At 75.8% G+C, this 25,825-nt stretch carries 24 protein-coding genes; 12 read left to right on the top strand and 12 right to left on the bottom strand.

All coding sequences use genetic code 11. The features are described 5' to 3' along the window. Positions 1-52 precede the first annotated feature (52 nt). The 4 genes from NHH00_RS12250 to NHH00_RS12235 are packed head-to-tail and all read right to left on the bottom strand — an operon-like array spanning position 53 to position 3,696. The gene (locus NHH00_RS12250; protein ID WP_253052452.1) at positions 53-451 is read right to left on the bottom strand and encodes a universal stress protein; all 399 of its coding nucleotides are present in this window, start codon (positions 449-451) and stop codon (positions 53-55) included. Continuing rightward, entirely contained in the window at positions 451-2,022 is a 1,572-nt protein-coding gene (locus NHH00_RS12245) for a tripartite tricarboxylate transporter permease (RefSeq protein WP_253052450.1), read from the bottom strand. The genes NHH00_RS12250 and NHH00_RS12245 overlap by 1 nt, the downstream gene beginning before the upstream one ends. Beyond that, complete coding sequence (locus NHH00_RS12240) at positions 2,015-2,641, bottom strand: tripartite tricarboxylate transporter TctB family protein (RefSeq protein WP_253052448.1); 627 nt, start codon at positions 2,639-2,641, stop codon at positions 2,015-2,017. The genes NHH00_RS12245 and NHH00_RS12240 overlap by 8 nt, the downstream gene beginning before the upstream one ends. After that, on the bottom strand, positions 2,638-3,696 hold the full coding sequence (locus tag NHH00_RS12235; protein ID WP_253052446.1) for a Bug family tripartite tricarboxylate transporter substrate binding protein: 1,059 nt from the start codon (positions 3,694-3,696) through the stop codon (positions 2,638-2,640). Before NHH00_RS12235 ends, NHH00_RS12240 begins: the two co-directional genes overlap by 4 nt. 183 nt (positions 3,697-3,879) lie before the next feature. On the opposite strand from NHH00_RS12235, the gene NHH00_RS12230 reads away from it, so the two are divergent. From NHH00_RS12230 to NHH00_RS21095, 5 genes are read left to right on the top strand one after another with little or no spacing between them, the layout of a single operon-like run. Next, positions 3,880-5,571, top strand: a complete 1,692-nt coding sequence (locus tag NHH00_RS12230; RefSeq protein WP_253052444.1) for an ATP-binding protein — start codon at positions 3,880-3,882, stop codon at positions 5,569-5,571. Next, complete coding sequence (locus NHH00_RS12225) at positions 5,568-6,302, top strand: response regulator (protein WP_253052442.1); 735 nt, start codon at positions 5,568-5,570, stop codon at positions 6,300-6,302. Before NHH00_RS12230 ends, NHH00_RS12225 begins: the two co-directional genes overlap by 4 nt. 42 nt (positions 6,303-6,344) lie before the next feature. Then, positions 6,345-7,130 (top strand): exodeoxyribonuclease III, encoded by a 786-nt coding sequence (locus NHH00_RS12220; RefSeq protein ID WP_253052440.1) that lies wholly within the window; start codon positions 6,345-6,347, stop codon positions 7,128-7,130. A gap of 34 nt (positions 7,131-7,164) precedes the next feature. Beyond that, the gene (locus tag NHH00_RS12215) at positions 7,165-7,767 is read left to right on the top strand and encodes a DUF4190 domain-containing protein (protein ID WP_253052438.1); all 603 of its coding nucleotides are present in this window, start codon (positions 7,165-7,167) and stop codon (positions 7,765-7,767) included. Positions 7,768-7,769: 2 nt separating this feature from the next. After that, entirely contained in the window at positions 7,770-8,561 is a 792-nt protein-coding gene (locus NHH00_RS21095; RefSeq protein ID WP_253052436.1) for a septum formation family protein, read from the top strand. 23 nt (positions 8,562-8,584) lie between these two features. On the opposite strand, the gene NHH00_RS12205 is transcribed toward NHH00_RS21095, so the two are convergent. Both NHH00_RS12205 and NHH00_RS12200 read right to left on the bottom strand, forming a co-directional pair. After that, positions 8,585-9,262, bottom strand: a complete 678-nt coding sequence (locus NHH00_RS12205; protein ID WP_253052434.1) for a TetR/AcrR family transcriptional regulator — start codon at positions 9,260-9,262, stop codon at positions 8,585-8,587. 98 nt (positions 9,263-9,360) lie between these two features. Further along, positions 9,361-10,164: a peptidoglycan-binding domain-containing protein gene (locus NHH00_RS12200; protein WP_253052432.1), complete on the bottom strand. Its 804-nt coding sequence runs from the start codon at positions 10,162-10,164 to the stop codon at positions 9,361-9,363. Between the two features lie 291 nt (positions 10,165-10,455). Between NHH00_RS12200 and NHH00_RS12195 the strand changes: the two genes are divergently transcribed. The 4 genes from NHH00_RS12195 (at position 10,456) to NHH00_RS12180 (ending at position 14,266) form a co-directional block, all read left to right on the top strand. Then, complete coding sequence (locus tag NHH00_RS12195; RefSeq protein WP_253052430.1) at positions 10,456-11,169, top strand: ABC transporter ATP-binding protein; 714 nt, start codon at positions 10,456-10,458, stop codon at positions 11,167-11,169. Further along, complete coding sequence (locus NHH00_RS12190; RefSeq protein ID WP_253052428.1) at positions 11,169-12,062, top strand: hypothetical protein; 894 nt, start codon at positions 11,169-11,171, stop codon at positions 12,060-12,062. The genes NHH00_RS12195 and NHH00_RS12190 overlap by 1 nt, the downstream gene beginning before the upstream one ends. Positions 12,063-12,284: 222 nt before the next feature. Further along, positions 12,285-13,610, top strand: coding sequence for a sensor histidine kinase (locus tag NHH00_RS21090; protein WP_253052426.1), 1,326 nt, complete (start codon positions 12,285-12,287; stop codon positions 13,608-13,610). Continuing rightward, the gene (locus NHH00_RS12180) at positions 13,607-14,266 is read left to right on the top strand and encodes a response regulator (protein ID WP_253052424.1); all 660 of its coding nucleotides are present in this window, start codon (positions 13,607-13,609) and stop codon (positions 14,264-14,266) included. The genes NHH00_RS21090 and NHH00_RS12180 overlap by 4 nt, the downstream gene beginning before the upstream one ends. A gap of 2 nt (positions 14,267-14,268) precedes the next feature. Here the strand turns inward: NHH00_RS12180 and NHH00_RS12175 are convergent, their stop codons facing one another. The 5 genes from NHH00_RS12175 to clpB all read right to left on the bottom strand — a co-directional run bounded on the left by NHH00_RS12175 (position 14,269) and on the right by clpB (position 20,094). Beyond that, positions 14,269-15,084 (bottom strand): YqjF family protein, encoded by an 816-nt coding sequence (locus NHH00_RS12175; protein ID WP_253052422.1) that lies wholly within the window; start codon positions 15,082-15,084, stop codon positions 14,269-14,271. Continuing rightward, positions 15,081-15,809 (bottom strand): UdgX family uracil-DNA binding protein, encoded by a 729-nt coding sequence (locus NHH00_RS12170; protein WP_253052420.1) that lies wholly within the window; start codon positions 15,807-15,809, stop codon positions 15,081-15,083. Before NHH00_RS12170 ends, NHH00_RS12175 begins: the two co-directional genes overlap by 4 nt. A gap of 89 nt (positions 15,810-15,898) precedes the next feature. Then, positions 15,899-16,297, bottom strand: coding sequence for a hypothetical protein (locus tag NHH00_RS12165; RefSeq protein WP_253052418.1), 399 nt, complete (start codon positions 16,295-16,297; stop codon positions 15,899-15,901). 70 nt (positions 16,298-16,367) lie between these two features. Next, positions 16,368-17,348, bottom strand: coding sequence for a diacylglycerol/lipid kinase family protein (locus NHH00_RS21085; RefSeq protein WP_253052416.1), 981 nt, complete (start codon positions 17,346-17,348; stop codon positions 16,368-16,370). A 124-nt stretch (positions 17,349-17,472) separates the two neighbouring features. Then, positions 17,473-20,094, bottom strand: a complete 2,622-nt coding sequence (gene clpB, locus NHH00_RS12155) for an ATP-dependent chaperone ClpB (RefSeq protein ID WP_253052414.1) — start codon at positions 20,092-20,094, stop codon at positions 17,473-17,475. 295 nt (positions 20,095-20,389) lie between these two features. Between clpB and NHH00_RS12150 the strand changes: the two genes are divergently transcribed. Then, complete coding sequence (locus NHH00_RS12150; RefSeq protein WP_253052412.1) at positions 20,390-21,700, top strand: LppM family (lipo)protein; 1,311 nt, start codon at positions 20,390-20,392, stop codon at positions 21,698-21,700. 291 nt (positions 21,701-21,991) lie between these two features. Then, entirely contained in the window at positions 21,992-23,077 is a 1,086-nt protein-coding gene (locus tag NHH00_RS12145; protein ID WP_253052410.1) for a ThuA domain-containing protein, read from the top strand. A gap of 89 nt (positions 23,078-23,166) precedes the next feature. Here NHH00_RS12145 and NHH00_RS12140 read toward each other — a convergent pair whose 3' ends face one another. Continuing rightward, on the bottom strand, positions 23,167-24,498 hold the full coding sequence (locus NHH00_RS12140; protein ID WP_308202301.1) for an enoyl-CoA hydratase/isomerase family protein: 1,332 nt from the start codon (positions 24,496-24,498) through the stop codon (positions 23,167-23,169). Positions 24,499-24,667: 169 nt separating this feature from the next. On the opposite strand from NHH00_RS12140, the gene NHH00_RS12135 reads away from it, so the two are divergent. Continuing rightward, positions 24,668-25,696 carry an alpha/beta hydrolase gene (locus NHH00_RS12135; protein WP_253052532.1) on the top strand — a complete coding sequence of 343 codons (1,029 nt, stop codon included), beginning with the start codon at positions 24,668-24,670 and terminating at the stop codon, positions 25,694-25,696. Positions 25,697-25,825 lie beyond the last annotated feature (129 nt).

Below are 25,825 nucleotides of genomic sequence, written 5' to 3'. Positions count from 1 at the left end.
GCCTACGGGCGCCCGGGACCGGGACGCCCGCAGGCGGGGGTGGGGCCGCGGCTCACCGCGCGGGCGGCTTGACCGCGAGCACCGGGCAGGTCGCCCCGAGCAGGATCTGCTGGGCGGTCGAGCCGAGGACGAGCTTGCCGACCGGGGTGCGGTGCCGGACCCCGACGACCACGAGGTCCGCCTGCACCTCCTTCGCGACCCCGAGCACGACCTCCGCCGGGAGCGCGGACGACTGCAGGTGCCGCACCGTGTGCTCGATGCCCGCTCCCTCGAGGAGGGTGCCGACCTCGACGAGCTGGTCGTGGTCGGCCCACCGTGGGTCGACGAGGCGGTCGCCGCGCGTCGTGTTCACGACGACGACGTCGGTCCCGAGGAGCAGGGCCGCGCGGCCCGCGGCCCGGATCGCGGCGGTCCCGAGCTCTCCGGGGGCGTAGGCGAGGACGACGGTCATCAGCGCACCTCCTGGTCCTGGGCCTCCACGCGGACGTCCTCCGCGAGGTCGGCGAGCTCCGTCCCGGAGCCGGGGCCGGCACGGCGCTCCCGTCGGCGCAGCCACAGCCCGGCGAGCACGACGAGGCCGACGAGCGCGTACGCGGTGGCCGCGAACGGGCTGGTCACGAGGGTCGTGAGGTCGCCCTGGCTGATCGCGAGCGAGCGCCGCAGCCGGTCCTCGGCCATGGGGCCGAGGATCATGCCCACGACCATGGGGGCGACGGGGTAGCCGTAGCGGCGCATGAAGAAGCCGATCGCCCCGACCACGAGCAGGACGAGGACGTCCACCGGCGAGAAGTTCAGCGCGTACGAGCCCAGCGCGCCGAACAGGAGGATGCCCGCGTACAGGTAGTGGCGCGGGATCTGGAGCACCTTCACCCACATGCCGACGAGCGGCAAGTTGAGCACCACGAGCATGAGGTTGCCGACGTACAGGCTCGCCACGAGCGCCCACACGAGCGCCGACTGGTTCTCGAACAGCAGCGGGCCGGGCTGGATGCCGTACGACTGGAAGGCGACGACGATGATCGCCGCGGTCGCCGTCGTCGGCAGCCCGAGGGTGAGGAGCGGGACGAGGACGCCGGTCGAGGCGGCGTTGTTCGCCGCCTCCGGCCCGGCGACGCCCTCGATCGCGCCCTTGCCGAACTCGTCCTTGTGCTTCCCGGCGGCCTTGCGCTCGGCGGCGTAGGACAGGAACGTCGCGACGTCCGCCCCGCCGGCCGGGATCGTGCCCACCGGGAACCCGATCGCCGTGCCGCGCAGCCACGGCTTCCAGGAGCGCCGCCAGTCCTCGCGCCGCATCCACGAGCGCCACCCCTTCGCCACCGGGATGACGCGCACGGGACCGTGGCGCAGGCGCGAGCCGACGTACAGCGCCTCCCCCACGGCGAACAGCCCGACCGCCACGATGACGACGTCGATCCCGTCGGCGAGCGTCGGCACGCCGAACGTGAACCGCTGCTGACCCGTGAGGGTGTCCGTCCCCATGAGACCGAGGAACAGACCCAGCGACAGGGACGCCATGCCGCGCGGCACCGACGAGCCGAGCAGCGCCCCGACCGTCACGAACGCGACGACCATGAGGGCGAAGTAGTCGGGCTCGCCGAGCTGCACGGCCCACCGTGCCACGTACGGCGCGACGAACGTCAGCGCCACCGTCGCGATCGTGCCCGCGACGAACGAGCCGATGGCGGCCGTCGCGAGCGCCGCCGCGCCCCGCCCGAGCTTCGCCATCCGGTTGCCCTCGAGAGCCGTGACGATGGACGCGGACTCGCCGGGCGTGTTGAGCAGGATCGACGTCGTCGACCCGCCGTACATGCCGCCGTAGTAGATGCCCGCGAACACGATGATCGCGGCGGTGGCGTCGAGCGAGTACGTGAGCGGCAGGAGCAGCGCGATGGTCATGGCCGGCCCGATGCCCGGCAGCACGCCGACCGCCGTCCCGACGAACACGCCGAACAGCGCGTAGAGCAGGTAGACGGGCTGGACGACGGTCGCGAACCCGTCCATCAGCGCGGAGAAGTTATCCACGGAGCCAGGTCACCCCCTCCAGGAGCGGTCCGGGCGGGAGGGACAGGCCGAGCAGGCCGCCGAACACCACCTGGATCACGAGGGCCAGGACCACGCCGAGCACGACGGCGCGCCACCAGGGGCGCGCCCCGAGGACGATCGCGCCCCCGGCGAAGAGGACCGTCGCCGCGACGGGCCAGCCGAGCAGGTTGATGGAGTAGACGTGCGCGAGCAGGAGGGCGCCGAGCAGCCCGACCGTCGTCCAGTCGGTGCGGGCGTCGGGGTCGACGTCCTCCCCCTCCTCGGGGTCGCCGAGGCGGCCGCGCCAGACGGCGACGAGCAGCACGAGGCCGGTGACGAGGAGCATCCCCCCGACCAGGTACGGGAAGGCGCGCGGCCCGAGCGTGTTCGTCGACCCGGGCACGACGATCGACCCGGCGTCGACGAGCACGAAGACCCCGAGGGCTGCGGTGGTCCCGGCGACGACGAGCTCACCGGGACGCCGCCGGGGCCCCGCGGCGGGGGTGTCGTCCGCGGGTGCCCCGGCGGCCGGGGCGCCGACGTGGTCGTCGGCGACCGGAGCCGACGTCGCCCCGGGGCGGGGGACGACGTCGGCCGGTTCGGGGGCGTCGGCACTCACGGGGCGACCAGCCCGATGTCGACGAGGGTCTTCTGGATGTCCGCGATGTTCTCGCCGAGGTACGACTCGAACTCGGAGCCGAGGAGGAACGCGTCGTCCCACCCCTTCTCCTCGAGCGTGAGCTGCCACTCCTCCGAGGTGGCCATCTCCTCGACCACGGTCTCCAGCGCTTCCCGGTCGGCGGCGCTCAGGTCGCCCGGCGCCACCACGCCGCGCCAGTTCGTCAGGTGGACGTCGTAGCCCGCCTCGATCGCGGTCGGGGTGTCGGGGAGCGTCGTGGTCCGCCCGCCGCCCGAGACGGCCAGCGCACGCACCTCGCCGGCGTTGATCTGCTCGGCGTACTCGGCGACGCCCGAGATCCCGGCGCTGACCTTGTTGCCGAGGAGCGCCGCCAGCGACTCGCCACCGCCCGAGTACGGGACGTAGTTGAGCTTCGTCGCGACGTCCGCGGGGGCGACGCCCGCGGCCTGCAGGAGCATGCCCGCGAAGATGTGGTCGGCGCCGCCCGCGGAACCGCCCGTGATCGACACGTCCTTCCCGTTCGCGACGACGTCAGCGACGAGGTCCTCGAGCGTCTGGTACGGGGACTCGGCGGGGACGACGACGACCAGCTGCTCCTCCGTGAGGCGCGCGATGGGTGTCGTGTCCTCGAGGCGGGCCTGCGACTCGTTCGTCTCGACCGCGCCGACCATCACGAGGCCCATGACCATGAGGGTGTGGGGCTCGGACGTGGTGGCGAGCGACGCGAGCCCGACGGTGCCGCCCGCGCCGCCCACGTTGGTGACGGTCGCCGTGCCGACGAGACCGGTCTCCTGCAGGTTCTGCTGCATCGCGCGGCCGGTCTGGTCCCAGCCGCCGCCGGGGTCGGCCGGCACGATGATCGCCAGCTCGTCGACGGACACCGCCTCGGCCGACCCCCCGCCCTGCGGGGTGCTCGGCTCGAGCCCCGAGCACGCGGCGAGCGTGAAGCCCAGACCGACCGCGAGGGCCGAGACGGAGAGCGCGGAGCGCGGACGGACGGGGTGCCCGGGGAGCGGGCGGACGACGGATCGCATGTCTCCTCCTTGAGCGGGCCCGCACCGGCGCGGGCCTCACGACCTGGTCCGGGGAGCGTAGGAGCGGCGCCCGGCCCGCCGGGGGCTGCGGTCGTACTGGACGTTGTGGTCGATCCGGACGTTGCGGTCGTTGTGGTCACGGCGCGTGGCGGAGCGGCCTGCCGCCTGGGGCACACTGGTGCGGTGGGTCGGGCAGTGTCGCTCCGTGTGCAGCTCCTCGTGCTGCAGGTCGCCATCGTGCTCCTGGTCGTGTCCGCGGCCGGCGGGGTCGCCTCGACGCTGCAGCAGCGCCAGCTCCGCGACGCCTACCTCGACCGCATGACGGCCGTCGCGCTCTCCGTCGCACGCCTGCCCGCGATCATCGACGCGTTTGACGACGACGACCCGGCCGCCACGATCCAGCCCATCGCCGAGGTCATCCGCGAGGCGTCCGACGTCACGTACGTCGTCGTCACCGACGACGCGGGCGTGCGCTACTCGCACCCGGAGCCCGACCGCATCGGGGAGCGCGTGTCGACGGACCCGTCCGTCCCGCTCTCCGGGGAGGTCTGGACGGGCACCCAGACCGGGACGCTCGGCGAGTCGTGGCGCGTGAAGGTCCCGGTGTTCGACGCCGACGGCGAGGTCATCGGGACGGCGAGCGTCGGCATCCTCGAGTCCCACCTCGCGGACGACCTCGCCGACGACCTCGGGTGGCTGCTCGCCGCCCTCAGCGCCGCGGCGGCGCTCGGGGTCGTGTGCGCCGCCCTCGTGACGCGCGCCGTGCGGCGCCGGATCTTCCGCCTGGAGCCGGAGGAGATCGGCACGCTGCTCGAGACCCGGGACGCGATGCTCCACGGCATCTCCGAGGGCGTCGTCGCGATCGACCGCGAGGGCCGGGTGGTGCTCGTCAACGACGAGGCCCAGCGCTTGCTCGGGCTCGGCGCCACCGCGGAGGTCGTCGGGCAGCCCGCGCACGACGTCCTGGACCACCAGCTCCTCGCGCTCGTGCCGGACGGCACCGCGGAGCCGGGCGGCCCGGGGCCGGAGGCCGACGAGGGCGGGGCGCTCGTGCTCGCGGGCGAGCGCGTCCTGCTCGCCCGCGCCGACCGTGCGCGCGTCGACGGGCGGCCGGTCGGCACCGTGCTCCTCCTGCGCGACCACACCGAGCTGCACGCCCTCCTGCGCGACCTCGACGGGGCGCGCGGGCTGACCGACGCCCTCCGCGCGCAGTCGCACGAGTTCGCGAACAAGCTCCACGTCGTCTCCGGCCTGCTCGAGCTGGGGCAGCCGGACGAGGCGGTCGCGTTCATCGAGCGTGCCGGCCACGGCGGGCTGCTCACGGCGTCGGGCGTCGCGCCCGGCGTCCACTCCCCCGAGGTCGCCGCGCTGCTGCTCGTCAAGGCGACGACGACGCGCGAGCGCGGCTCACGGCTCGAGGTCTCGCCCGCCGCCCACCTCGCCGCGCCGGACGGCACGGACGGCGCCGTGCTGCACGGGGACGTCCTCACCGTGGTCGGCAACCTCGTGGACAACGCGGTCGACGCCGCCGGGCCGGGCGGTCACGTCCGGGTGCTCGTCACGGACCGCGACACCGAGGGCCCGGCGCCGACGCGGGACGGCGTGGTCGTCGTGGTGGAGGACGACGGTCCGGGCGTCCCGCCGGGCGCCCGGTCCGACGTCTTCGCCGCCGGGTACACGACGAAGGCGGGGCCGCACGGCCGCGGCATCGGGCTCGCGCTGGTCCGCCGCGTGGCCGCACGGCGCGGCGGGACGGTCGACCTCACGACGTCGACCCTCGGCGGTGCACGCGTCGTCGTGGTCCTCCCCGCGACGGCCACGGACGGGCCGCCCGCCCGCGCCGCCGCGTCGCCGGGGCTCGGGGTGACGTCGTGATCCCGGCGACACGCACCGCCGTGGCGGCGGGGACGCCGACCGTGGACGACCGCCTGCGCGTCCTCGTCGTGGAGGACGACCCGACGATCGCCCGGCTGCACCGCGGCTTCGTCGAGTCACACCCCCGCTTCGTCGTCGTGGGCGAGGCCCGGACGGCCGCCGAGGCGCTGCGCGCCTTCGCCGTGCTCGACCCCGACGTGGTGCTCCTCGACATCTACCTGCCCGACGCGACCGGCCTGCACGTGCTGCGCCAGATCCGACGGCGGCCGTCGCCCCCCGTGGACGTCGTCGCGACGACCGCCGCGCGCGAGCTCGAGAACGTCCGGCAGGCGATGGCGGGCGGCGTGCAGCACTACCTCGTCAAGCCCTTCACGGCCGCCGCGCTGCGCGGTCGGCTCGACGAGGTCGTCCGGCTGCGCGCCGAGCTGCGGGCCGCGGGCGACGAGCTCGACCAGGACGCGGTCGACCGGCTCGTGCGACGCGGCGCGCCCGGCTCCGGGAGCATGCCCAAGGGCCTGTCGGACCGGAGCCTGCGCCTGGTCGTCGAGGCGCTCGCGGCGGTGAGCGCCGAGGCCGGCGACGCGTCGGCGGGCGAGGTGGCCGCACGCACCGGCATGTCGCGCGTGAGCGCACGCCGCTACCTCGAGCACCTCGTCGCCTCCGGCCGTGCCGAGGTCGCGCCGCGCTACGGCGCCGCCGGCCGCCCGGAGAACGGCTACCGCCCGGCCTGACCGAGAGCCTGCTCGACCGTCCGAGGCCGTACCGTGGGGCCCGTGCGCCTCGCGACCTGGAACATCAACTCCGTCCGCGCCCGGGTCGACCGGGCGATCGCGTTCCTCGAGCGGACGGGGACCGACGTCCTCGCGCTCCAGGAGACCAAGTGCGCCGACGCGCAGTTCCCCGTCGCGCCGTTCGAGGCGGCGGGGTACGAGGTCGCGCACGTGGGCGTGAACCAGTGGAACGGCGTCGCGGTCGTCTCGCGCGTCGGCCTGGACGACGTCGCGACCTCCTTCCCGGGCCAGCCCGCGTTCGGCGAGAAGGTCGAGGCGCGCGCGCTCGGCGCGACGTGCGGCGGCGTGCGCGTGTGGAGCCTGTACGTCCCGCACGGCCGCGAGGTCGGGGACCCGCACTACGCGTACAAGCTGCGCTGGCTCGACGAGCTCCGCGCGCAGGCGGCGGGCTGGCTCGCGGACGACCCGACCGCGCGGGTCGCGCTCGTCGGCGACTGGAACGTCGCGCCGCTGGACACCGACGTGTGGGACGTCGCGTACTTCGCGGGGAAGACGCACGTGACGCCGGCGGAGCGCGACGCGTTCGCGGCGTTCGGCGCGGCCGGGTACACCGAGGTCACGCGCGAGGCGATCCCCGGCGAGCACACGTACACCTACTGGGACTACCAGCGGCTGCGGTTCCCGCGGAACGAGGGCATGCGGATCGACTTCGCGTACCTCTCCCCCGCCGCGCGCGCCCGCGTGACCGGCGTGGCGATCGACCGTGACGAGCGCAAGGGCAAGGGCGCGTCCGACCACGTGCCGGTCGTCCTCGACCTGGCGGACTGAGCGACCGCCTCGCGCGCGTCGCTACGGTGTGTCCATGACCACGCCCCCCGTCCCGCCGTACGGGTCTCCCGACGAGCCGGTCGACCCGTACGCCGCACCGCGCCCGCACCAGCCGCCGCTCACCCCGTACAACCCGCCGGCGGACGCCCCGGCACCCGAGCAGGGCGGCTTCGTCGCACCGTCCGGGGCGGGCGGCGCGTACCCGGGCGCACCCGGGGCGGGCGCCCCCTACGGCTCGCCCGCCGCTCCGGCCGGGCCCGCCTCGCCCTACGGCCCCGGCGCGGGACCCGCCTACGGGTCGTTCCCGGGCGCGGGCCGCGCGCCGTCGGACCCGGCGGGCTACGCGGGCAGCTCCGGCTACGGCGCGTACCCGCCCCCGTACGGGTCCGCGTACACGCCGCCGCCGCGGACGAACGGGCTCGCGCTGGCGTCGATGATCGTCTCGATCGCGAGCCTCGTCGTCTGCGCCGGCTTCCCGGGGATCGTCGGCCTCGTGCTCGGGATCGTCGCCCTCAACCAGGTGATGCGGGACGGGACGCGCGGGCGAGGGTTCGCCGTCACCGGCATCGTGGTGGGCGCCGTCTGCACGGCGTTCGCGATGCTCATCGTGCTCGCCGCGACCCTGAGCGACTCGTAGCCGTGGCCGACGACGACCTCTTCGCCCCGCCCGGCGGGCCGACCGTCCCGCCCCGACCCACCGCCCCGGTGCCGCCGCCGCCCGCGGGTGTCCCGGCGCCTCCGGGCACCGCGGTGCCACCCCCGGCCGCCTCGGCCGCCCCGGCCGGGCAGGCCGGACCGGGATTCGCGCCGGAGACGTACTACGCGCCCGGGTGGCAGCCGGCCGCGCCGCGCGTCGAGCCGCTGGCCGTCGCGAGCGTGCCGGCGGGCCTGGTGCTCGGCCCCGTCGGGATCGGGCTCGGCGCCGCGGGCCTCTCCCGCGTGCGGTCCCGGAGGACGCGCGGGCGCGGTCTCGCGGTCGCCGGCATGGCGGTCGGTGCCGTCGTCACGCTCGCGTGGACCGCGGGCGCGCTCGCCTGGTGGCAGGGCGAGCAGGCGCGCGTGCCGCTCGCGGGCGACGTCTCCACCCCGCAGACGGTCAACGCGGTCCAGCTCGTGCTCGGGACCTGCCTCGACGAGCTCCCGCCCGACGGCGAGGTGACGCAGGTGCGGGCCGTGCCCTGCGCGGACGAGCACCGGGCCCAGGTCGTCGCGCGGACCGACCTCGGCGCGGACGAGGTGTGGCCCGGTCAGCAGGCCGTGGACCGGCGGGTGGCGCGGGTGTGCACGCCGGACGTGCTGGGGTCGGACGCGCCCGAGGGCGTCGAGCTCGTCGTGTGGTCGCCGACCGAGGCGTCGTGGCGCGACGGCGACCGGACCGGCCTGTGCCTGGCCGCCGGCACCGACCCCCTGCCGGGCGACCTGCTCGGCTGAGCCGCGACCGGGGGCCACCGGGCTCAGCGCGCGGAGACGTCCTCGGCGAGGATGAGCCGGAGGTAGGCGCGCAGGTCGGCCGCCATGTCGACGCGCTCGGCCCGGGGGCGGTCGAGCGACAGCAGCCACTGGACCTGGAGCCCGTCCATGAGCGCGACGATCTGCCGCGCCGCGGCGCGCGGGTCGACCCCGGCCCGCAGCCCGCCCGCGCTCGCCCGGCGGGAGAGCTGCTCGACCGCCCGAGCGACCGCCCACTCGTACCGCCGGACTAAGTACTCGTGCGCCGGGTGGTCCGGGGACGTCGCCTCGGCCGCGAGCGCCGTGAACAGCTCGACGATGTGGCGTCGGAGGGCGTTGCGCTCGACAAGGCGCACGAGCGCGTCGAAGTAGTCCGTCCCGCGCGCGAGGTCCTCGTCCAGGTCCGCCTGGTCGACGGTGTCGCGGTAGTCGAGCACCGCCTCGAGCAGCGCGACCTTCGTCGGGAAGTGGTGGAGCAGGCCGGGGTGCGACATGCCGACGCGCGACGCGAGCTCGCGCAGCGAGGCGGCGTGGAAGCCGACCTCGCCGAAGAGGACGACCGCGGCCTGGATGATCTCCTCGCGCTTGGCGCGGCCCTTCGCGTAGCCGCGCCCGAGGTCCGGGGTCGCGGCGCGGCCGGGTGCCCCGCGGTCCTGACCCGCGCCGATCGCCGCGCTCGTCATGGTCCTGCTCCGTCCGTCGTCCGACGAGGGAAAACCCTACCGACCGCGGCGCGGTCCGGGGCCCGCACGCCGCGAGTTCACCCGCGGCCGGCCGGCGCTCAGGACGCGGGCGTGAGGGCCGGGTCCGCCGGCCCGCCGGAGCTCGGGGCCGTCGCGCCGGGCACGGTGGCCGACGGCGTGTCGGTGGGCGACGGCGGCGCGGGCTCCGTCGGGGCGGCGCCGCCCGGGTCGGTGGACTCCTCGCCCCCGCCGGCAGGTGCGGCGGCCAGCGCCTCGGCGGTCGCGGCCGTCACGGCGCCGTCCGCGGGCAGCCCGTGCGCCTGCTGGAACGCGCGCAGCGCCGCACCGGTCGCGTCGTCCATGGTGCCCGTGACCTCGACGTCCGCGCCGTGCACGCGGAGCCGCTCCTGGAGCCAGGTCACGGACGCGGCGTCGTCCGTCGGTGCCGTCGGCGCGGGATCCGGCGTGCCCGCGCCCGGGGTGGCCGCGGGCTCCGACGTCGGCGCCGACCCGGGGTCGGCCGACGAGGGGGGCGTGCCCGTCCCCCCGGACGACGGTCGCGGCGCGGGCGTCGCCGCCGGGTCGCCGCCCTCCTCCGGTTCGTCCGCCTGGTCGGGCGGCGGGATGCGCGTCACCTCGGGGCGGGGCGCGTCGGGGCGGGGCGTGACGGCCGGGACGCCGTCCTCGACCGCGGTGCCGCCGTCGGTCGAGGCGCCGACGACGACGGCCTCGCCACCGCCGGTCGCCGCGCCCACCATCCCGGCGACCGCGACGACGAGCGTCACCGCACCGGCACCGGCCGCGACCGTGACCCACGGCGTGGCCGCGCGGTGCGCGACGGGCGTCGGCGAGGCGGCGTTGCGCCCCTCGGGGGTGGCGGACGAGTCGTGACGTCGGCGCACGTCGCCTCCTTCCGGGGCGGTCGGGGACCGGCGGACGACGCGTGGCGCTGCCCGCCAGAGCGGTCGGGTGAACGTCCACCCTGCCCCATGCGCCGGTCGGATGTCACGCCCGGTGCCCTCACCTGCGGCGACACCGGCCGGTCGGCGCGGGTCCCGTCGTGCCGACGACGCTTGCGACGGAGGTCGCAACCCAGGTTCCTCCCTGCGCCGCAAGACCCGGCGTCCCCCCGCGCGACAGCCTGGTGGGGCACCGCGCGGGAACCGTGCGGGACGCGACGAGAAGGGACCGGCATGACCACCATCCACGTCTCCGGGCTGCGCAAGTCCTACGGGGCGTTCGACGCCGTGCACGACGTGACCTTCACGGCCGCGCCCGGCCGCGTCGTCGGGCTGCTCGGGCCGAACGGCGCCGGGAAGTCGACGACCCTCCACGTGCTCCTGGGGCTGGCCGCAGCCACCGCCGGGAGCGCGACGTTCGACGGCCGCGCGTTCGCCGACCTGACCCACCCGGCCCGCACGGTCGGCGCCCTGCTCGACGCGGGCGGCCTCCACCCCGGGCGCTCGGGCCGCGACCACCTGCGCGTGCTCGCCGCCGCGGGCGAGATCCCGGCCCGGCGGGTCGACGAGGTGCTCGCGCTCGTCGGCATGACGCCCGCGGCCGACCGGCGTGTGCGCACCTACTCCCTCGGGATGCGGCAGCGCATCGGCATCGCCGCCGCGCTGCTCGGCGACCCGGAGGTGCTCGTCCTCGACGAGCCCGCCAACGGGCTCGACCCGGCGGGCATGCGCTGGCTGCGCGACCTGGTGCGCGGCTTCGCGGACGACGGCGGGACCGTGCTCCTCGCGAGCCACGTCCTGTCCGAGGTGCGGCAGGTCGCGGACGACCTCGTGGTCGTCGGGCAGGGTCGCGTCGTCGCCGACGGCCCCCTCGACGACCTGCTGAGCGGGGAGTCCCTCGAGGACTTCTACCTCGACCTGACCGCCACGACCGAAGGGGTGCGCTGATGTACCGCGCCGAGATGCTCAAGCTCCGCACGACCCGCGCGACGTGGGTCGTCGCCGCCGTCGCCGTCGCCGGGATGCTCGTCGTCCAGGCCTTCACCCTCCTGCTGCCCACGATCCTGCGGGGCACCGAGGCGCTCGGCGGGGGCGCGACCGTCGGGTTCCAGGCGTCACCCGAGATGCTCGAGGACCTGGCACCGGACCTCGGCGCGCTCACCGACGCCGCCCAGCCGGCGTTCCAGCGCGGCATGCTCGACCTGCTCGGCAACGGGCTCAACGGCTCGGGGTCGGTCGGCGTCGCGACCATGTGCATGCTGCTGCTCGGCGTGCTCGCCGTGACCACGGACTTCCGCACGGGCGGCATCGTGCCGACCGCGCTCGTGCAGCCGTCGCGGCTGCGCATCCTCGCGGCCAAGGCCGGCGCGACCGCGACCGTCGCCCTCGGCGTCGGCGTGGTGCTCGCCGTCGTGGGCGCCCTGGGCCTCACCGTCGCGATCGTCACGACCCCGGGCGCGTCCCTCGCGCTCGGTCCCGGCGAGGTCCTCGGCGTGTGGGCGCGCGGCCTCGCGGTCCTCGTGCTCCTCACCTGGTTCGGGCTCGGGATCGGGACGCTCGTGCGCGGCCAGGTGGCCGCCGTCGTGACCGTCGCGGCGCTCGCGCTCGCCGAGCCGATCGTCCGGGGCGCGGCGACGCTGCTGTCGGGCGGCGAGTCCGCCGCGGCGGAGTGGCTCCCGCTCGGCCTGGGCGCGCTCGCCTCGACCGGACAGTCCGGGGCGGCGCTCCTGGGCGGCGCCGCGCCGCTGGGGACGCTCGCCGCGCTCGCCGGGCTCGTCGCGTGGGTCGCGGTACTCCTCGGGAGCGGCGCCCTCACCCTCCAGCGCCGCGACCTGGTCTGACGCCCGCCGGGGGAGAGCCCCGGTACCGCGAGGGAGAGGCGTGGTCACTCATCCTGGAGACCACGGCTCTACCTCGCGGCACCACGGCTCTCCCTCGGTGGACCACGGCTCTACCTCGCGGCTGGGGCGGTGCGCCCCCGTAGGGTGGGCGGGCCGCCGTGCCGTCCGTGACCGTCGTCCGAACCCCGTCGTCCGAACCCGTCGTCCCCCTGGAGGAGACTCGTGACCGAGGCCCTGCGCCGCGCGCTCGACCGGGTCGGCGTGCGCACCGACACCGGGCGCGACGCCGTGCTCGCCGGGGTCGTCGCCGTCGCGACCGTCGTGCTGTTCCTCGGCATCGAGCGCGTGCTCGCCACGGACGTCGGTGCGACCTTCGGCGCAGGGCCCGGCGCCGTGATCCTCACGCCCGGCGTGCGCGCGACGGTGCTCGCGCTCGTCGTGCTCCAGGCGGCGACGCTGACGGTGCGCCGTCGGGCGCCGCTGGTCTGCCTCGCGCTCGCGGTGGCTGCCCAGGTCGCGATCACCGTGCTCCTGCCGCCGTACGTCGGCTTCCAGGCCCCTGCGACCCTCGTCGCCGCGTACTCCGCCGGCGCGTACGCGCCGCGGCGGGCGCGCCTCGGCGCCCCGGCGCTCGCGGCGCTCGCGCAGGTCGTGCTCGTCTTCGCCCTCGGGGGCTTCGCCGTCCCCGCCGGGGCGGGACCGGCGCAGCACGCGCTCCAGGTGGGCGGCGCGCTGCTCTCCGCGCTGCTCACGTTCGTCGGGGCGGCGCTCGTCGGCTCGTACGTCGCCACGCGGCGGGAGCTCGTCGCCGAGCTGCGCGACCGGGTGCTCCGCGCCGAGCGCGAGCGCGAGGCGCTCGCCGCCCAGGCGGTCCTCGAGGAGCGCGCGCGCATGGCCCGCGAGCTGCACGACGTCGCGGCGCACCACCTGTCCGGCATCGTCGTCCAGGCGTCCGCCGCCGAGCGCCTCGTCGAGGCCGACCCGGAGCGCGCCAAGGAGTCGGTGCGGTGGATCCGCGCGCAGGGCCGCGAGACGCTCGACGACCTCCGCCTCGTGGTCGGGATCCTGCGGGGCCGCGACGACGAGGACGGCGCCGAGCGGGAGGCGCCGCAGCCGACGCTCGCGGAGGTCCCCGCCCTCCTCGACACGGCGCGCGCCGCGGGCACCGCGGCGACGGTCGAGACCGCAGGGACGCCGTGGGACCCCACGCCGAGCGCGCAGATCGCCGTGTACCGCGTGCTCCAGGAGGCGCTCGCCAACGCGCGCCGGCACGCACCGGGAAGGCCCGTCGCGGTGCGGTTCGCGTGGTCCGCCGCGGACCTCGTCCTCACGGTGCGCAACCCGACGGCCGGCACGGTGCCGCCCGCGGACCCGCGGCCCGGCCACGGGCTCGTCGGTATGCGCGAGCGGGCGGTCATGCTCGGCGGCAGCCTCGACGCTCGGCGGGCGCCCGACGGCGCGTGGCTCGTCCGCCTCACCGTCCCCCGCGCCGCGGCACGGGATCCCCGCGCCCCCGACCAGCACCCTGCCGACCAGGAGGTCTCGTGACACGCGTCGTGCTCGTGGACGACCAGGCCGTCGTCCGCGCCGGGTTCACCGTCATCCTCGAGAGCGAGGGCGTCGAGGTCGTCGGCGAGGCGTCGAACGGCACCGACGCCGTCCGCGTCGCGCGCCGCGAGCGCCCGGACGTCGTGTGCATGGACGTCCGCATGCCCGGCGGCGACGGCATCACCGCGACGCGCGCGCTCGCCGGGCCGGACGTCGTCGACCCGGTCCCCGTGCTCGTGGTGAGCACGTTCGACCTCGACGACTACGTGTTCGGCGCCCTGGAGGCCGGGGCGAGCGGGTTCCTGCTCAAGGACGCCGAGCCGGACGTGCTCGTGGACGCCGTCCGGCGGGTCGCCGCCGGCGACGGTCTGGTCGACCAGACCCTCACGCGTCGGGTCATCGGCGAGTTCGCGCGCCGACGCGCGCCCGTCGCACGGGACGACGCCGCGGCCGCGCTCCTCACCCCGCGCGAGCTCGACATCGTCGACCTGCTGTGCCGCGGGTCGTCCAACGCGGAGATCGCGACGGCCCTGTTCCTCGAGCCGAGCACCGTGAAGTCGCACCTGAGCCGGGCCATGACCAAGACCGGGTCGCGCGACCGCGTGCAGCTCGTCGTCTGGGCGTTCCGGCACGGGGTCGTCGACCCGGCGGGCTGACCTCAGCCGACGGGCCGCGGGAGCGCGAACCGGGCGTGCACGGGCGCGGCCACGTGCACGAGCCCCGGGTCGGCGGACGGCAGCCCGAGGCGGGCGAGCACGTCCGTGTCGAGCGCGTCGAGCGTGCCGCGCCGCAGGGTCCACGGCTCGTGCACGACCGGGAACCGCCACAGCCGTCCGGCCCGCACGCCGTACGCGTTCCAGCGCGCCGTGAGCCACCGCACGAGGCCCGACGACGCGTCGACCTCCTCGTGCGCGCGCACCTCGGCGCGGAACGTGGCGTCGCGCAGCAGCCCCGGGTGCTCGTGCGGGACGCGCAGGGGACCTCGGCCGGTCGAGCGGAACCGGTAGCGCACCGCGGAGGGCGGCCCGTTGCGGTCGCCGCCCGCGTGCACCGCCGCGTCCACCGCGGCGCGCGCCGGGTGGTACGGGACGCCGGCCGCGCGCGTCGCGGCGACGAACGCGGGCGACGTGGCCCACAGGCCGAGGAACCACACGCCCTCGGTGCCCGCGCGGTCGCGCACGTACACGCGGACGTTGAGCTCGGGGAACGTCGACCACGCGCCGAGAGCGGGCAGGGGCGGGACCCGGACGCCCGCCATGACGAACGGGACCACGCCGAGCCACGTCGTCCCGTCGACCTCCTGCACGGAGAGGCCGGGTGGGAGCCAGCCCTGCACGACGGCCGGGTCGACGCGCCAGTGGAGGAACGTGAGTGCGTCCCAGCGCTGCACGTTCACGACGACCCGCGAGGCACTGGGCCGCGAGACTCCCGGCGCCGCGGGGTCGGGTGCGGTCGGGAGCGGACGGTCGGTCACCGGGCGCCCGCCGTGTCGGACGCGAGGCGGAGGTCGTCGACGAACGCGGCGAACGCCGCCTCCCGCTCGGCCCGCTCACGCACGCGCAGCAGCGCGGACGGGTGCGTGGTGAGCACGACGCGCGGCGGGCGCTGCCGGGGCGGGCGGTCGCCGTCGGGCACACCCTGCGAGAGGGGCGACGCGGACCCGGCGCCCTCGTCGTCGAGGTCGAGCACCCGGCCGCGCTCGGCGGTGACGCGCACCGGGCGCCCGAGCACGGCACGCCCCGCGGTCGCGCCCATCGCGACGACGACACGGGGCGCGACCGCGGCGACCTCGGCCGTGAGCCACGGGAGGCACGCCCGGACGTGCGCGACGTCCGGGCTCTTGTGCAGCCGGCGCTTCCCCCGCTCCTCGAACCGGAAGTGCTTCACGGCGTTCGTCAGGTAGACGTCGTCGGCGGACAGCCCGGCGGCGTCGAGCGCCTCGTCGAGGAGGCGCCCCGCCGGCCCGACGAACGGCTCGCCCTCGCGGTCCTCCCGGTCGCCCGGCTGCTCACCGACGAGCACCAGCCGGGCGCGCTCGGGTCCGCGCGAGAACACGACCTGCGTGGCGTCCGCCCACAGCTCGCACCCGTGGCAGTCCCGCGCTGCCCGGGCCAGGGCGTCGACGTCCCTCGCGGCACGCCCGCGCGGGAGCCACTCCTGCGCGCCCGGGCGCTCCGGAGCCGGTCGTCGGGGGCTCATGGGCCCACCGTGCAGCACCGCACGCCGACTCGCACCCGGCGCCCGCGGGACGCACGAGCCCGGCCCGGGACCAGGCCGGGCGGAGGTGGTCAGAGAACCTGGTAGAGCGCACCTTGGACGAGGCCGAGGACGACGCTCAGGAGCGCCGCCGCGCCGAGCGCCGTGCCGGCGGACGCGAGCGCCGTGCCGGGCAGCCGCCGCACGAGCGCGACCGCGCCGGTGACCGTCGCGGCCAGCGCGAGGACGCCCGTGAGGATGCCGTTGACGAGCTGGAGCACGCCGACCGACGACGGCGAGTAGCCCGACGACGAGAGCACGAACGGGAAGGCCAGCGTGACGACCGCACCCACCAGGACGGTCGCGACCCCCAGGACGAAGGCCACGACGGCGAGGGGCGAGCGTCGCGCGCCGGTGGCCGGTGCGGGTGAGCCGTAGGCGGACGGGGCGGGGGCGGACCAGGACTCGGGGCCGGGCCGGGGAGCGCTCATGCGCCCATCCTGCCGAACCTCGCGGTCCGGCGACGGGGACGTCCGCGGTCCGCGACCTCGGGCACCGGGATCACCGACGGCCGGGGGCGCCCTGCGCGAGGTCCTCCGACTCCTCGGGCCGGTACACGCACACGTGCAGCGCCTCCGGTCGCACGCTGACGTCGAGCCGCTCCGCCGGCTCGATCACGTCGCCGTCGAGCTGGCGCGGCTGCGGCCGGTCGGAGACCACGGAGACCTCCCGGCCCCGCACGACCTCCCGGCTCGGCACCCGGCTCTTGCCCCGCACGACGCCCCACAGCAGCTGGACCCAGTGCTGGAGGTTGCGCGGCGCGATGATCGCGACCTCGAGCTGCCCGTTGTCCGGCTCCGCGTCCGGGAGCAGGTTGGTGCCGGCCTGGAGACGGCCCACGTTGCCGACGACGACCGTGCGCGCACGACGGCGCCGCGTCCGCCCGTCGACCGTCACCTCGACGTGCATCTCGTCGTCGGCGAGATGCTTGAGCGCCGAGAAGACGTACGCGACCGACCCCGCCCGGGCCTTGAGCGCCGTCGGGGCGTCGCGCATCATCGCCGCGTCGAGCCCCATCCCCGCCATGATCGCGAACGTCTGCCCGTCCGCGACGCCGACGTCGATGGTCCGCCGGCCGCCCCGGAGGACGAGGCGCAGACCCTCCTCGGCGTCGGTGGGGACGCCGAGGTTCACCGCGAGGAGGTTCCCCGTGCCGCCCGGGAGGATCGCGAGCGCGGCGTCGGTCCCCGCCAGCCCCTCGACGACGGCCCGCACGGTCCCGTCCCCGCCGCTGACGAACACCACCTCCGCGCCGTCCTCGACGGCCTGGCGCGCCTGCCCCGTGCCCGGGTCCTCGGCCGTCGTCTCGAGCCACGCGGGCTCCGGCCACCCCGCCTCGGTGAGCCGCGCGACGATGAGGTCGCGCAGCGCGTCCAGGCCCTCCACCCGGTTCGGGTTGACGATCACGGCCGAACGGCGCGGGGCGTCGTCGGGCTGCCGCGGGGAGGAGGGTGCGGGGCTGGTCGTCTCGTCGGTCGGCACGGACCGAGTATGTCCCGGCGCCGCACCACCCGCCCGGCGTCGGACAGCGAAGCACCGGCCCCGGCACCGCGAGGGAGAGCCCTGGTCGGGCTCTCCCTCGGCGGACCGCGGTTCTGCGTGATGCTCAGGCCGTGAGGATCTCCGTGCCGAGGGTCAGGCCCTCGGCCTCGGGGTCGCGGTCGACGCGCACCACGTCGCCGTCGGCGACGTCGCCCGAGAGCAGCAGCCGCGCGAGGCGGTCGCCGATCTCGCGCTGCACGAGGCGGCGCAGCGGGCGCGCCCCGTACGCGGGGTCGAAGCCCTCGAGCGCGAGCCACTCGCGCGCCGCCGTCGTGACGTCGAGCGTGATGCGCCGGTCGGCGAGGCGCTTCGCGAGGTGCGCGACGCTGATGTCGACGATCCGGCCGAGCTCGTCGAGCGTGAGCGGCTCGAACACGATCACGTCGTCGAGGCGGTTGAGGAACTCCGGCTTGAAGCTCGCCCGCACCGTGCTCATCACGGCCTCGCGCTTCGCGGCGTCGTCGAGCATCGGGTCGACGAGGAACTGCGAGCCGAGGTTCGACGTGAGCACGAGGATGACGTTGCGGAAGTCGACGGTGCGGCCCTGGCCGTCGGTGAGGCGGCCGTCGTCGAGCACCTGCAGCAGGATGTCGAAGACCTCCGGGTGCGCCTTCTCGACCTCGTCGAGCAGCACGACCGAGTAGGGGCGGCGCCGCACGGCCTCGGTGAGCTGGCCGCCCTCCTCGTACCCCACGTACCCCGGGGGCGCGCCGACGAGCCGGGCGACCGAGTGCTTCTCGGAGTACTCGGACATGTCGATGCGCACCATGGCGCGCTCGTCGTCGAAGAGGAAGTCGGCGAGCGACTTCGCGAGCTCCGTCTTGCCGACCCCCGTCGGGCCGAGGAAGAGGAACGAGCCCGTGGGGCGGTCCGGGTCGGCGACGCCCGCACGCGAGCGCCGGACGGCGTCGGACACCGAGCGGACGGCGGCCTGCTGGCCGATGAGGCGCTCCCCGATGACCTCCTCCATGTGCAGGAGCTTCTCGCTCTCGCCCTGGAGCATGCGGCCCGCGGGGATGCCCGTCCACGCGGACACGACCTCCGCGATCTCGTCCGCGCCGACCTTGTCGGCGATCATCGGGGCGGCCTCGGGCCCGGACGCCGCGAACGCGTCGTCCGCCTGCTCCTCGGCCTCGGCCGCGTCGAGCTCGCGCTGGAGCTGCGGGATCTCGCCGTACTGGAGCCGGCCCGCGGTCTCGAGGTCGCCCTCGCGGATCGCGCGCTCGACCTGGACGCGCAGCTCGTCGAGCTTGGCGCGCAGGTCGCCCACGCGGTTGTGGCCCGCCTTCTCGGCCTCCCAGCGCGCGGTGAGCGCGGCGAGCTCCTCGCGCCGGTCGGCGAGGTCGGCGCGCAGCTTCTCGAGGCGCTCGAGCGACGCGGGGTCGGTCGACTCGGACAGCACGACCTCCTCCATCTCCAGGCGCGTGACCGCGCGCTGCAGCTCGTCGATCTCGATCGGCGAGGAGTCGAGCTCCATGCGCAGGCGCGACGCCGCCTCGTCGACGAGGTCGATCGCCTTGTCCGGGAGCTGGCGCCCGGTGATGTACCGGTCGGAGAGCGACGCCGCGGCGACGAGCGCCGAGTCGGCGATCGTCACCTTGTGGTGCGCCTCGTACCGCTCCTTGAGGCCGCGCAGGATCGCGACGGTGTCCTCGACCGAGGGCTCGCCGACGAACACCTGCTGGAACCGGCGCTCCAGGGCCGGGTCCTTCTCGATGTACTCGCGGTACTCGTCGAGCGTGGTCGCGCCCACGAGGCGCAGCTCGCCGCGGGCGAGCATGGGCTTGAGCATGTTGCCCGCGTCCATGGCGCCCTCGCCGCCCGCGCCCGCCCCGACGACCGTGTGCAGCTCGTCGATGAACGTGACGACCTCGCCGTCGGAGGACCGGATCTCCTCCAGGACGGCCTTGAGCCGCTCCTCGAACTCGCCGCGGTACTTCGCGCCCGCGACCATGCTCGCGAGGTCGAGGGACACGAGGCGCTTGCCCTGGAGCGACGTCGGGACGTCGCCCGCGACGATGCGCTGGGCGAGGCCCTCGACGACGGCGGTCTTGCCGACGCCGGGCTCGCCGATGAGCACCGGGTTGTTCTTGGTGCGGCGGCTGAGCACCTGCACGACGCGCCGGATCTCGGAGTCGCGCCCGATGACGGGGTCGAGCTTGCCCTCGGCGGCGGCGGCGGTGAGGTCGGTGCCGTACTGCTCCAGCGCCTTGTAGGTGCCCTCGGGGTTGGGGCTCGTCACGCGCGCGCTCCCGCGCACCGCGGGCAGCGCCGACCGCAGCGCGTCGGCGGTCGCGCCGGCCTGCTGCAGGATCGTGGCGGCCTGCGAGGATCCCGCGGCGATGCCGAGCAGCAGGTGCTCGGTGGAGACGTACTCGTCGCCGAGCGCCTGCGCCTCCTTCGCGGCGTTGTCGAGCGCGGTCGACGTGGCGCGCGACGGCGTCGGCTGCGCGACGGCGGACCCGCTCGCCGTGGGCAGCGCGACGAGCGCGGCCCGGACCTTCTGCCCGACGGCCTGCTTGTCCGCGCCGACGGCGTCCAGGAGCCCGACTGCGACCCCGCCCTCCTGCGCGAGCAGCGCGGCGAGGAGGTGCGTGGGCTCGAGCTGCGGGTTGCCGGCGGCCGACGCGGTCTGGATCGCCTCGCCGATCGCCTGCTGCGACATCGTGGTGAACTTCGTTTCCATAGGTGCTCCGGTGTGGTGCTCGAAAAGATGGTCTGACCAGTGGAACGACTCCGAAGTTGAGTGTATTCCGCTCAACTTCGATCGTCAGCCTCGCGCCCGACCTCCCGGTGGTCCGTCGTCCGACGTGGATGAACTCTCGGCCGCATTCCGTCTCAAATCGGCATCGTCCCTCGCCTCGGGCGACGATCCGCGACATGCTGGGCCGGTGAACTCCTCACCCTTGCGCAGACGACTCGGCCTCGGCGCCCTCTTCGCCACCCTCGCACTGTTCCTCGCGGGGTGCATGAGGATGGACATGGCCATCACCCTCAACGAGGACGACACGTTCGACGGCAGCGTCGTGATGGCGTTCTCCGACGAGATGGCCCAGTCCCTGGACATGGACCCGCAGGAGATGTGGGACCAGATGGGCTCCGAGATGGAGTCCGACCTGCCCGAGGGCGCGACGCAGGAGCCGTACGCGCAGGACGGCTACACCGGCACCAGGATCACGTACGCCGACCAGCCCATCTCCCAGCTCGACACCGGCGCCACCGACTCCATCTCCGTGACGCGCGAGGGCGACGAGTACGTCGTGAGCGGCTCGATGGACATGACGGGCGAGGAGTTCAACCCCGAGACCGGCGACGCGGCCGGCGACGAGATGACGCGGCAGATGATGGACAGCCTCGACATCAAGGTCGCCATCACGTTCCCCGGCGAGGTCTCCGAGTCCAACGGCACCGTCGACGGCAACACCGTGACCTGGACGCCGGTCGTCGGCGAGGTCAACGAGATGACGGCGCGCGGCTCGGCCGTCGCGGGCGGCGCGGCCGGCACGGGCGACGAGGGCTCCGAGGAGGCCACCGACGACTCCGACGGCGCCACTGCGCCCGACGGCGGGGAGAGCGCGGGCGACTCCTCGGACTCGGGCTCCCTGGCCTGGCTGTGGTTCGTGATCGGCGGCGTCGTGCTGCTCGGCATCATCGGCCTGGTGCTCTGGCTGGTGCTCCGCTCCAAGCCGGGCACGCAGGACGGCCAGGCGGCCGGCTTCCAGCAGGGCGGCTACCCGGGTCAGCCGGGTCAGCCGGGCGCGTACCCCGCGGCCGGTCAGCCCGGTCAGTACCCCGGTCAGCCCCAGGGCCAGTACCCGGGCCAGCAGGGCTACCCCGCCCAGCAGCCGAGCCAGCAGGGCGGCTACCCCGGCCAGCAGGGTCAGTACCCGGGACAGCAGCCGGGTGCCTACCCGGGCCAGCCGGGTCAGCAGCCGGGCGCCTACCCCGGGCAGCCGGGGGCACCGCAGGGCTACGGGGCGCAGCCCCCGGCCCCGGGCCCGTACGGCACCCAGCCGCCGGCCCCGCCGCAGCCGCAGGGGGGCTACCCGGGCGCGGCTCCGTACGCCCCTCCCGGCGCGCCGCACCCGCAGTCGTCGCCGACGACGCCGCTCCCCGCCCAGCCGCCCGTCCCGCCGGGGGCGACGCAGCCGCTGCCGCCGTACCAGCAGCCCGCGCCGACCCAGCCGCTCCCGCCGCAGCCCGGCGCCCCGGGCCCGGACGGCCCGGCGAGCCCCGCCGGCCCGGACGACGAGATCGACGACGCGACGCGCCTGCGCCCGCCGCCCGAGTGACGGCTGCGCGTCCGACGGCGCGTGGTCGGTGACCGGCGGTCGGTGACCAGCGGTCGCTGACCACCCGCTGGCCCCCGTCGCCGGTCCGCCCGCAGCACCACCCTTGACGGCCCGCCCCGAGACCGGGGCGGGCCGTCGTGCGTCCCCGAGCCTCGTCCCCACCACCCGACGGCATTTTGTTTATCGGTATTGCCTTTTAGGGACGGGGCGGGATACCGTCGCTCGAAGCCGCCGGGCACCTGGATGCCCGACGGTCGGGGGGCGTACCGGTTCACTCAACGAGGAGTCACCATGAAGCACCACGCCTGGCGTCTGGCCACCGGCCTCACCGCTGCAGCGAGCGCTCTCGCGGTCGGGGTCGCCGCGGTCCCGGCGAGCGCGGCCGACGACGAGTACAAGGTCCTCGTCGTCGGCGAGACTCTCGGCTTCCGTCACTCGCACATCGACGAGACGACCGAGGCGGTCATCGCCATCGGCGAGGAGCGCGGGTTCACGGTCGACGTGTGGGACTCGCGGCAGCCCGAGCTGACGCTCGACTCGACGCCGTTCACGAGCGCCGAGGACCTCTCGCAGTACGCGACGATCCTCTTCGCCTCGCCGGTCGACGGCACCAACAACCAGGACCCTGCTCGTCCCCGGCTGCTGAACGACTCGGAGCTCGCGGCACTGCAGGGCTACATCCGCGACGGCGGCGGGTACGTCGGCCTGCACGCCGCGACCGACACCATGCACGCGGTGCCGTGGTACAGCGAGCTCAGCGGCGGGTCGGCGCGGTTCAAGAGCCACCCGGCCCAGCAGACGGCCACGATGCGGGTCGAGAGCCCCGGCCACCCGTCGACCGAGATGCTCCCCGCGGAGTGGACGAGGTTCGACGAGTGGTACAACTTCACCAGCAACCCGCGGGAGGACGTGCACGTCCTCATCACGCTGGACGAGTCGACCTACAACCCCGGCCGCGACGCCATGGGCGACGACCACCCCCTGGCCTGGTGCCAGAACTTCGAGGGCGGACGGTCCTGGTACGAGGGCGCCGGCCACGTCGACTCCTCCTACTCGGACCCGCTGTTCCTCGCGCACCTCGCCGGGGGCATCGAGTGGACTGCCGGCAAGGTGAGCGGCGGCGGTGACTGCGTCACCTTCAAGGAGGTCGACGGCATCGTGACGTCGCTCTCGACGGGCTCGAACCGCGCGGAGAAGCTCTCCGCCGGCGTGCGCGACTACCTCGACCGGGCCGAGGCGGCCGCCGACGCGGGCGCGCACGCGGACGCGATCCACATCCTCAAGCAGGCCCAGGGGAAGGCGCACGGTCTCCAGGACGAGACCCTCGTCGCGAAGATCGGCGACCTGATCGAGTGGCAGCAGACGCTCGTCTTCTGACCTCGGGAGCCCACCTCCGGCCGAAGCGGCCACGCCTTCCGGGCGTGGCCGCTTCGGCGTCTTCCGGCGAGCGCGTGCGTGCCGGCGAGTCAGGACTCGACGGTGACCTCGACGACGTCGCCCACGGCGTCGAACCGCACCGCGGGCCAGTACCCGTCGAGGAAGTGCTCGCCACACGAGTCCGCGAGGTGCACGACCGTGCCGCCGTCGTCGCGCCGCTGGACGAGCTCGACCACGAGGTCGTCGGCCGCCTCTGCCATCTCCTGGGCGGTCGGCTCGTCCTCGCTGAACCGGCGTACGACGGCCTCGACCGCGCGGCGTGCGAGGCGCGGGCTGAGCGCGTCGTCCCACAGGGGCTCGGCGGGGACGTAGGCGAGCGCCTCGGCGCCGACCCCGGGGTCGACCTCGGCGAGCGTCGCCGGGCTCCACGAGGGGTCGCGGTCCTTGTCGACGAGCTGCGCGCGGACGCCCTCGACGAGGTCGGGCTGCGTGTCGACGAACCAGGAGACGAGGCCGTACTCCTGCTCCAGCGCCGCGCGCAGGTCGGGGAGGTCGCGCGCGCTGCGCACGGCCGCGAGCGCCACGGTGACCGCGGTCGGGGAGAGCCGCTCGAGCTCGTCGGCCTCGGCGCCGGACTGCTCGTCCCCGTCCTGGGCTGCGGCGCGCAGGCGGGCCAGGATCTCGGGCACGGTGTCCGCCGAGTACGCGGCCTCGACCGCCGCCTGTCGGGTGACGAGTCGCGAGACCGGCGCCGGCAGGGCGTGGCGACGCACGACCTCCCGCACGTCCTCGACGTCGAGCGGGTCGACCCCCGCGCTCGCGAGCGCGGCGAGGTCGGCGGCGAGCACGGGCAGCCGCTCGCTCGGCACGTAGTGGTCCGCGAGCCCGACGAAGATCGCGTCGGCGGCGTCCATCGTCACGGCACCGAGCGCGAGCATCTCCCCCAGCCGCCCGGGCGCGCGCGCCAGGAGCCAGGACCCGCCGACGTCGGGCGTGAAGCCGATCCGCGTCTCCGGCATCGCGACGCGCGACCGCTCGGTGACGACGCGCACCGGGGCGTGCGCGCCGAGGCCGACCCCGCCGCCCATGGTGATGCCGTCCATGATCGTCACGACGGGAACGGGCAGCTCCGCGAGCGCCGCGTCCACCGCGTACTCGCGCCGGAAGTAGCGGCGCGCCTCGGCCTGCTTCCCGGCCACGATCGACGCGTGGAGCGCGCGGACGTCGCCGCCCGCGCACAGGCCGCGGTCGCCGGCGCCGTCGAGCAGCACGACGCGCACGGTCGGGTCGACGCGCCACTCCTCCAGCACGTCGGCGATCTCGCCGAGCATCGCGTCGCCGAGCGCGTTGAGCGCGCGGGGCCGGTCCAGGGTGAGGTGCCCGACGCCGTCGTCGACGCGGGCGATGATCTCGCTCGTCACGCGCGCCACGCTACCTCGCACCGCGAGGCGTCGGCGCGCCGCGGGTGCCGGGGCCCCGGGCCGCCGACACGTCTCGCCGCCGTCCCGTGCCAGCGCTCGACGGGCCCGGGGAGCGGTGGGACGCTGACAGGTCGGACGAGCCGGTGACGAGGAGGAGACGGTGGACGAGATGGCCGGGACGGGGACGTGGCGCACGGACGTGCTGGGTGAGGACTGGGTCGCGCGGGACCTCGACCTGCCGGACGGCGCGGTGGCGACGCTCGTCCGCAGGGCCGACGGCGCACGTCCGGCCGCCCCGTCCACCGCGCCGGGCGCGGGTCCCGCCGCGGGCGGGGAGCCGCCGTCGGGCGCGGGAGAGCGGCCCGCGGTGCTGTACGTCCACGGGTTCATCGACTACTTCTTCCAGACGCACGTCGCCGAGGCGGTCGAGGCGCGCGGGTACCGGTTCTACGCGCTCGACCTGCGCGGCTACGGGCGCTCGATCGGGCGCGGCTCGGGCGCCCCGGCCCGGCCCGACGACGACCCCAACTTCGTCACGGACCTCGCCGTCTACGCCCGCGACCTGGACGCCGCCGCGCGCGCGATCCGCGCGGAGGGGCACGAGCGGCTCGTCGTGCTGGGCCACTCGACGGGCGGGCTCGTCGCGAGCCTGTGGGCCGACGCGCGCCCGGGCCGGCTCGCGGCGCTCGTGCTCAACAGCCCGTGGTTCGACCTCAACAAGCCGTGGGTGTTCCGGGGCCCGGTGACGTGGGTGGTCGACGCGGTCGGCCGGGTCGCGCCGCGGCTGGTGGTGGGCGGCCTGGACCCGCACTGGGCCGAGGCCCTGCACGCGAGCACGGGTGGCGAGTGGGACTTCGACCTGGCCTGGAAGCCGATCGAGGGCTTCCCGGTCCGTGCGGGGTTCCTGCGCGCGGTGCGGCGCGGGCACGCGCGCGTGGCGCGCGGTCTGCACGTCGACTGCCCCGTCCTCGCGCTGGCGTCCGCGCGCAGCGGCCCGGCGTCGGGCTGGCACGACGCGCTGCTCACGACCGACAGCGTGCTCGACGTCGGGCAGATCGCGTCGCGTGCGGAGCGGCTGGGCGACGACGTCACGGTCGTCACGGTCGAGGGCGGCGCGCACGACCTCGCGCTCTCCCCCGAGCCCGCGCGGTCGACCTACCTGCGCGAGGTGCTCGACTGGCTCGACGCCCGCGTCTGACGGGTCCCGCCGACGCCTCCGGCTGCCGAGCCCGGGGTGGCTCCCCACGACCCGACCCTCCTGAGGAAGGACCCCGGGTTCGCGCCGGAGGGGCGACACCGTCGTGTCCGAATACCGCTAGCCAGGCGT

Origin of the sequence: Cellulosimicrobium cellulans (assembly GCF_024124905.1) — a bacterium.
GTDB classification, from domain to species: Bacteria; Actinomycetota; Actinomycetes; order Actinomycetales; family Cellulomonadaceae; genus Cellulosimicrobium; species Cellulosimicrobium cellulans_G.
The sequence above is the reverse complement of the archived record's forward strand: the minus strand, read 5'-3'. Positions and strand labels throughout refer to the sequence as shown.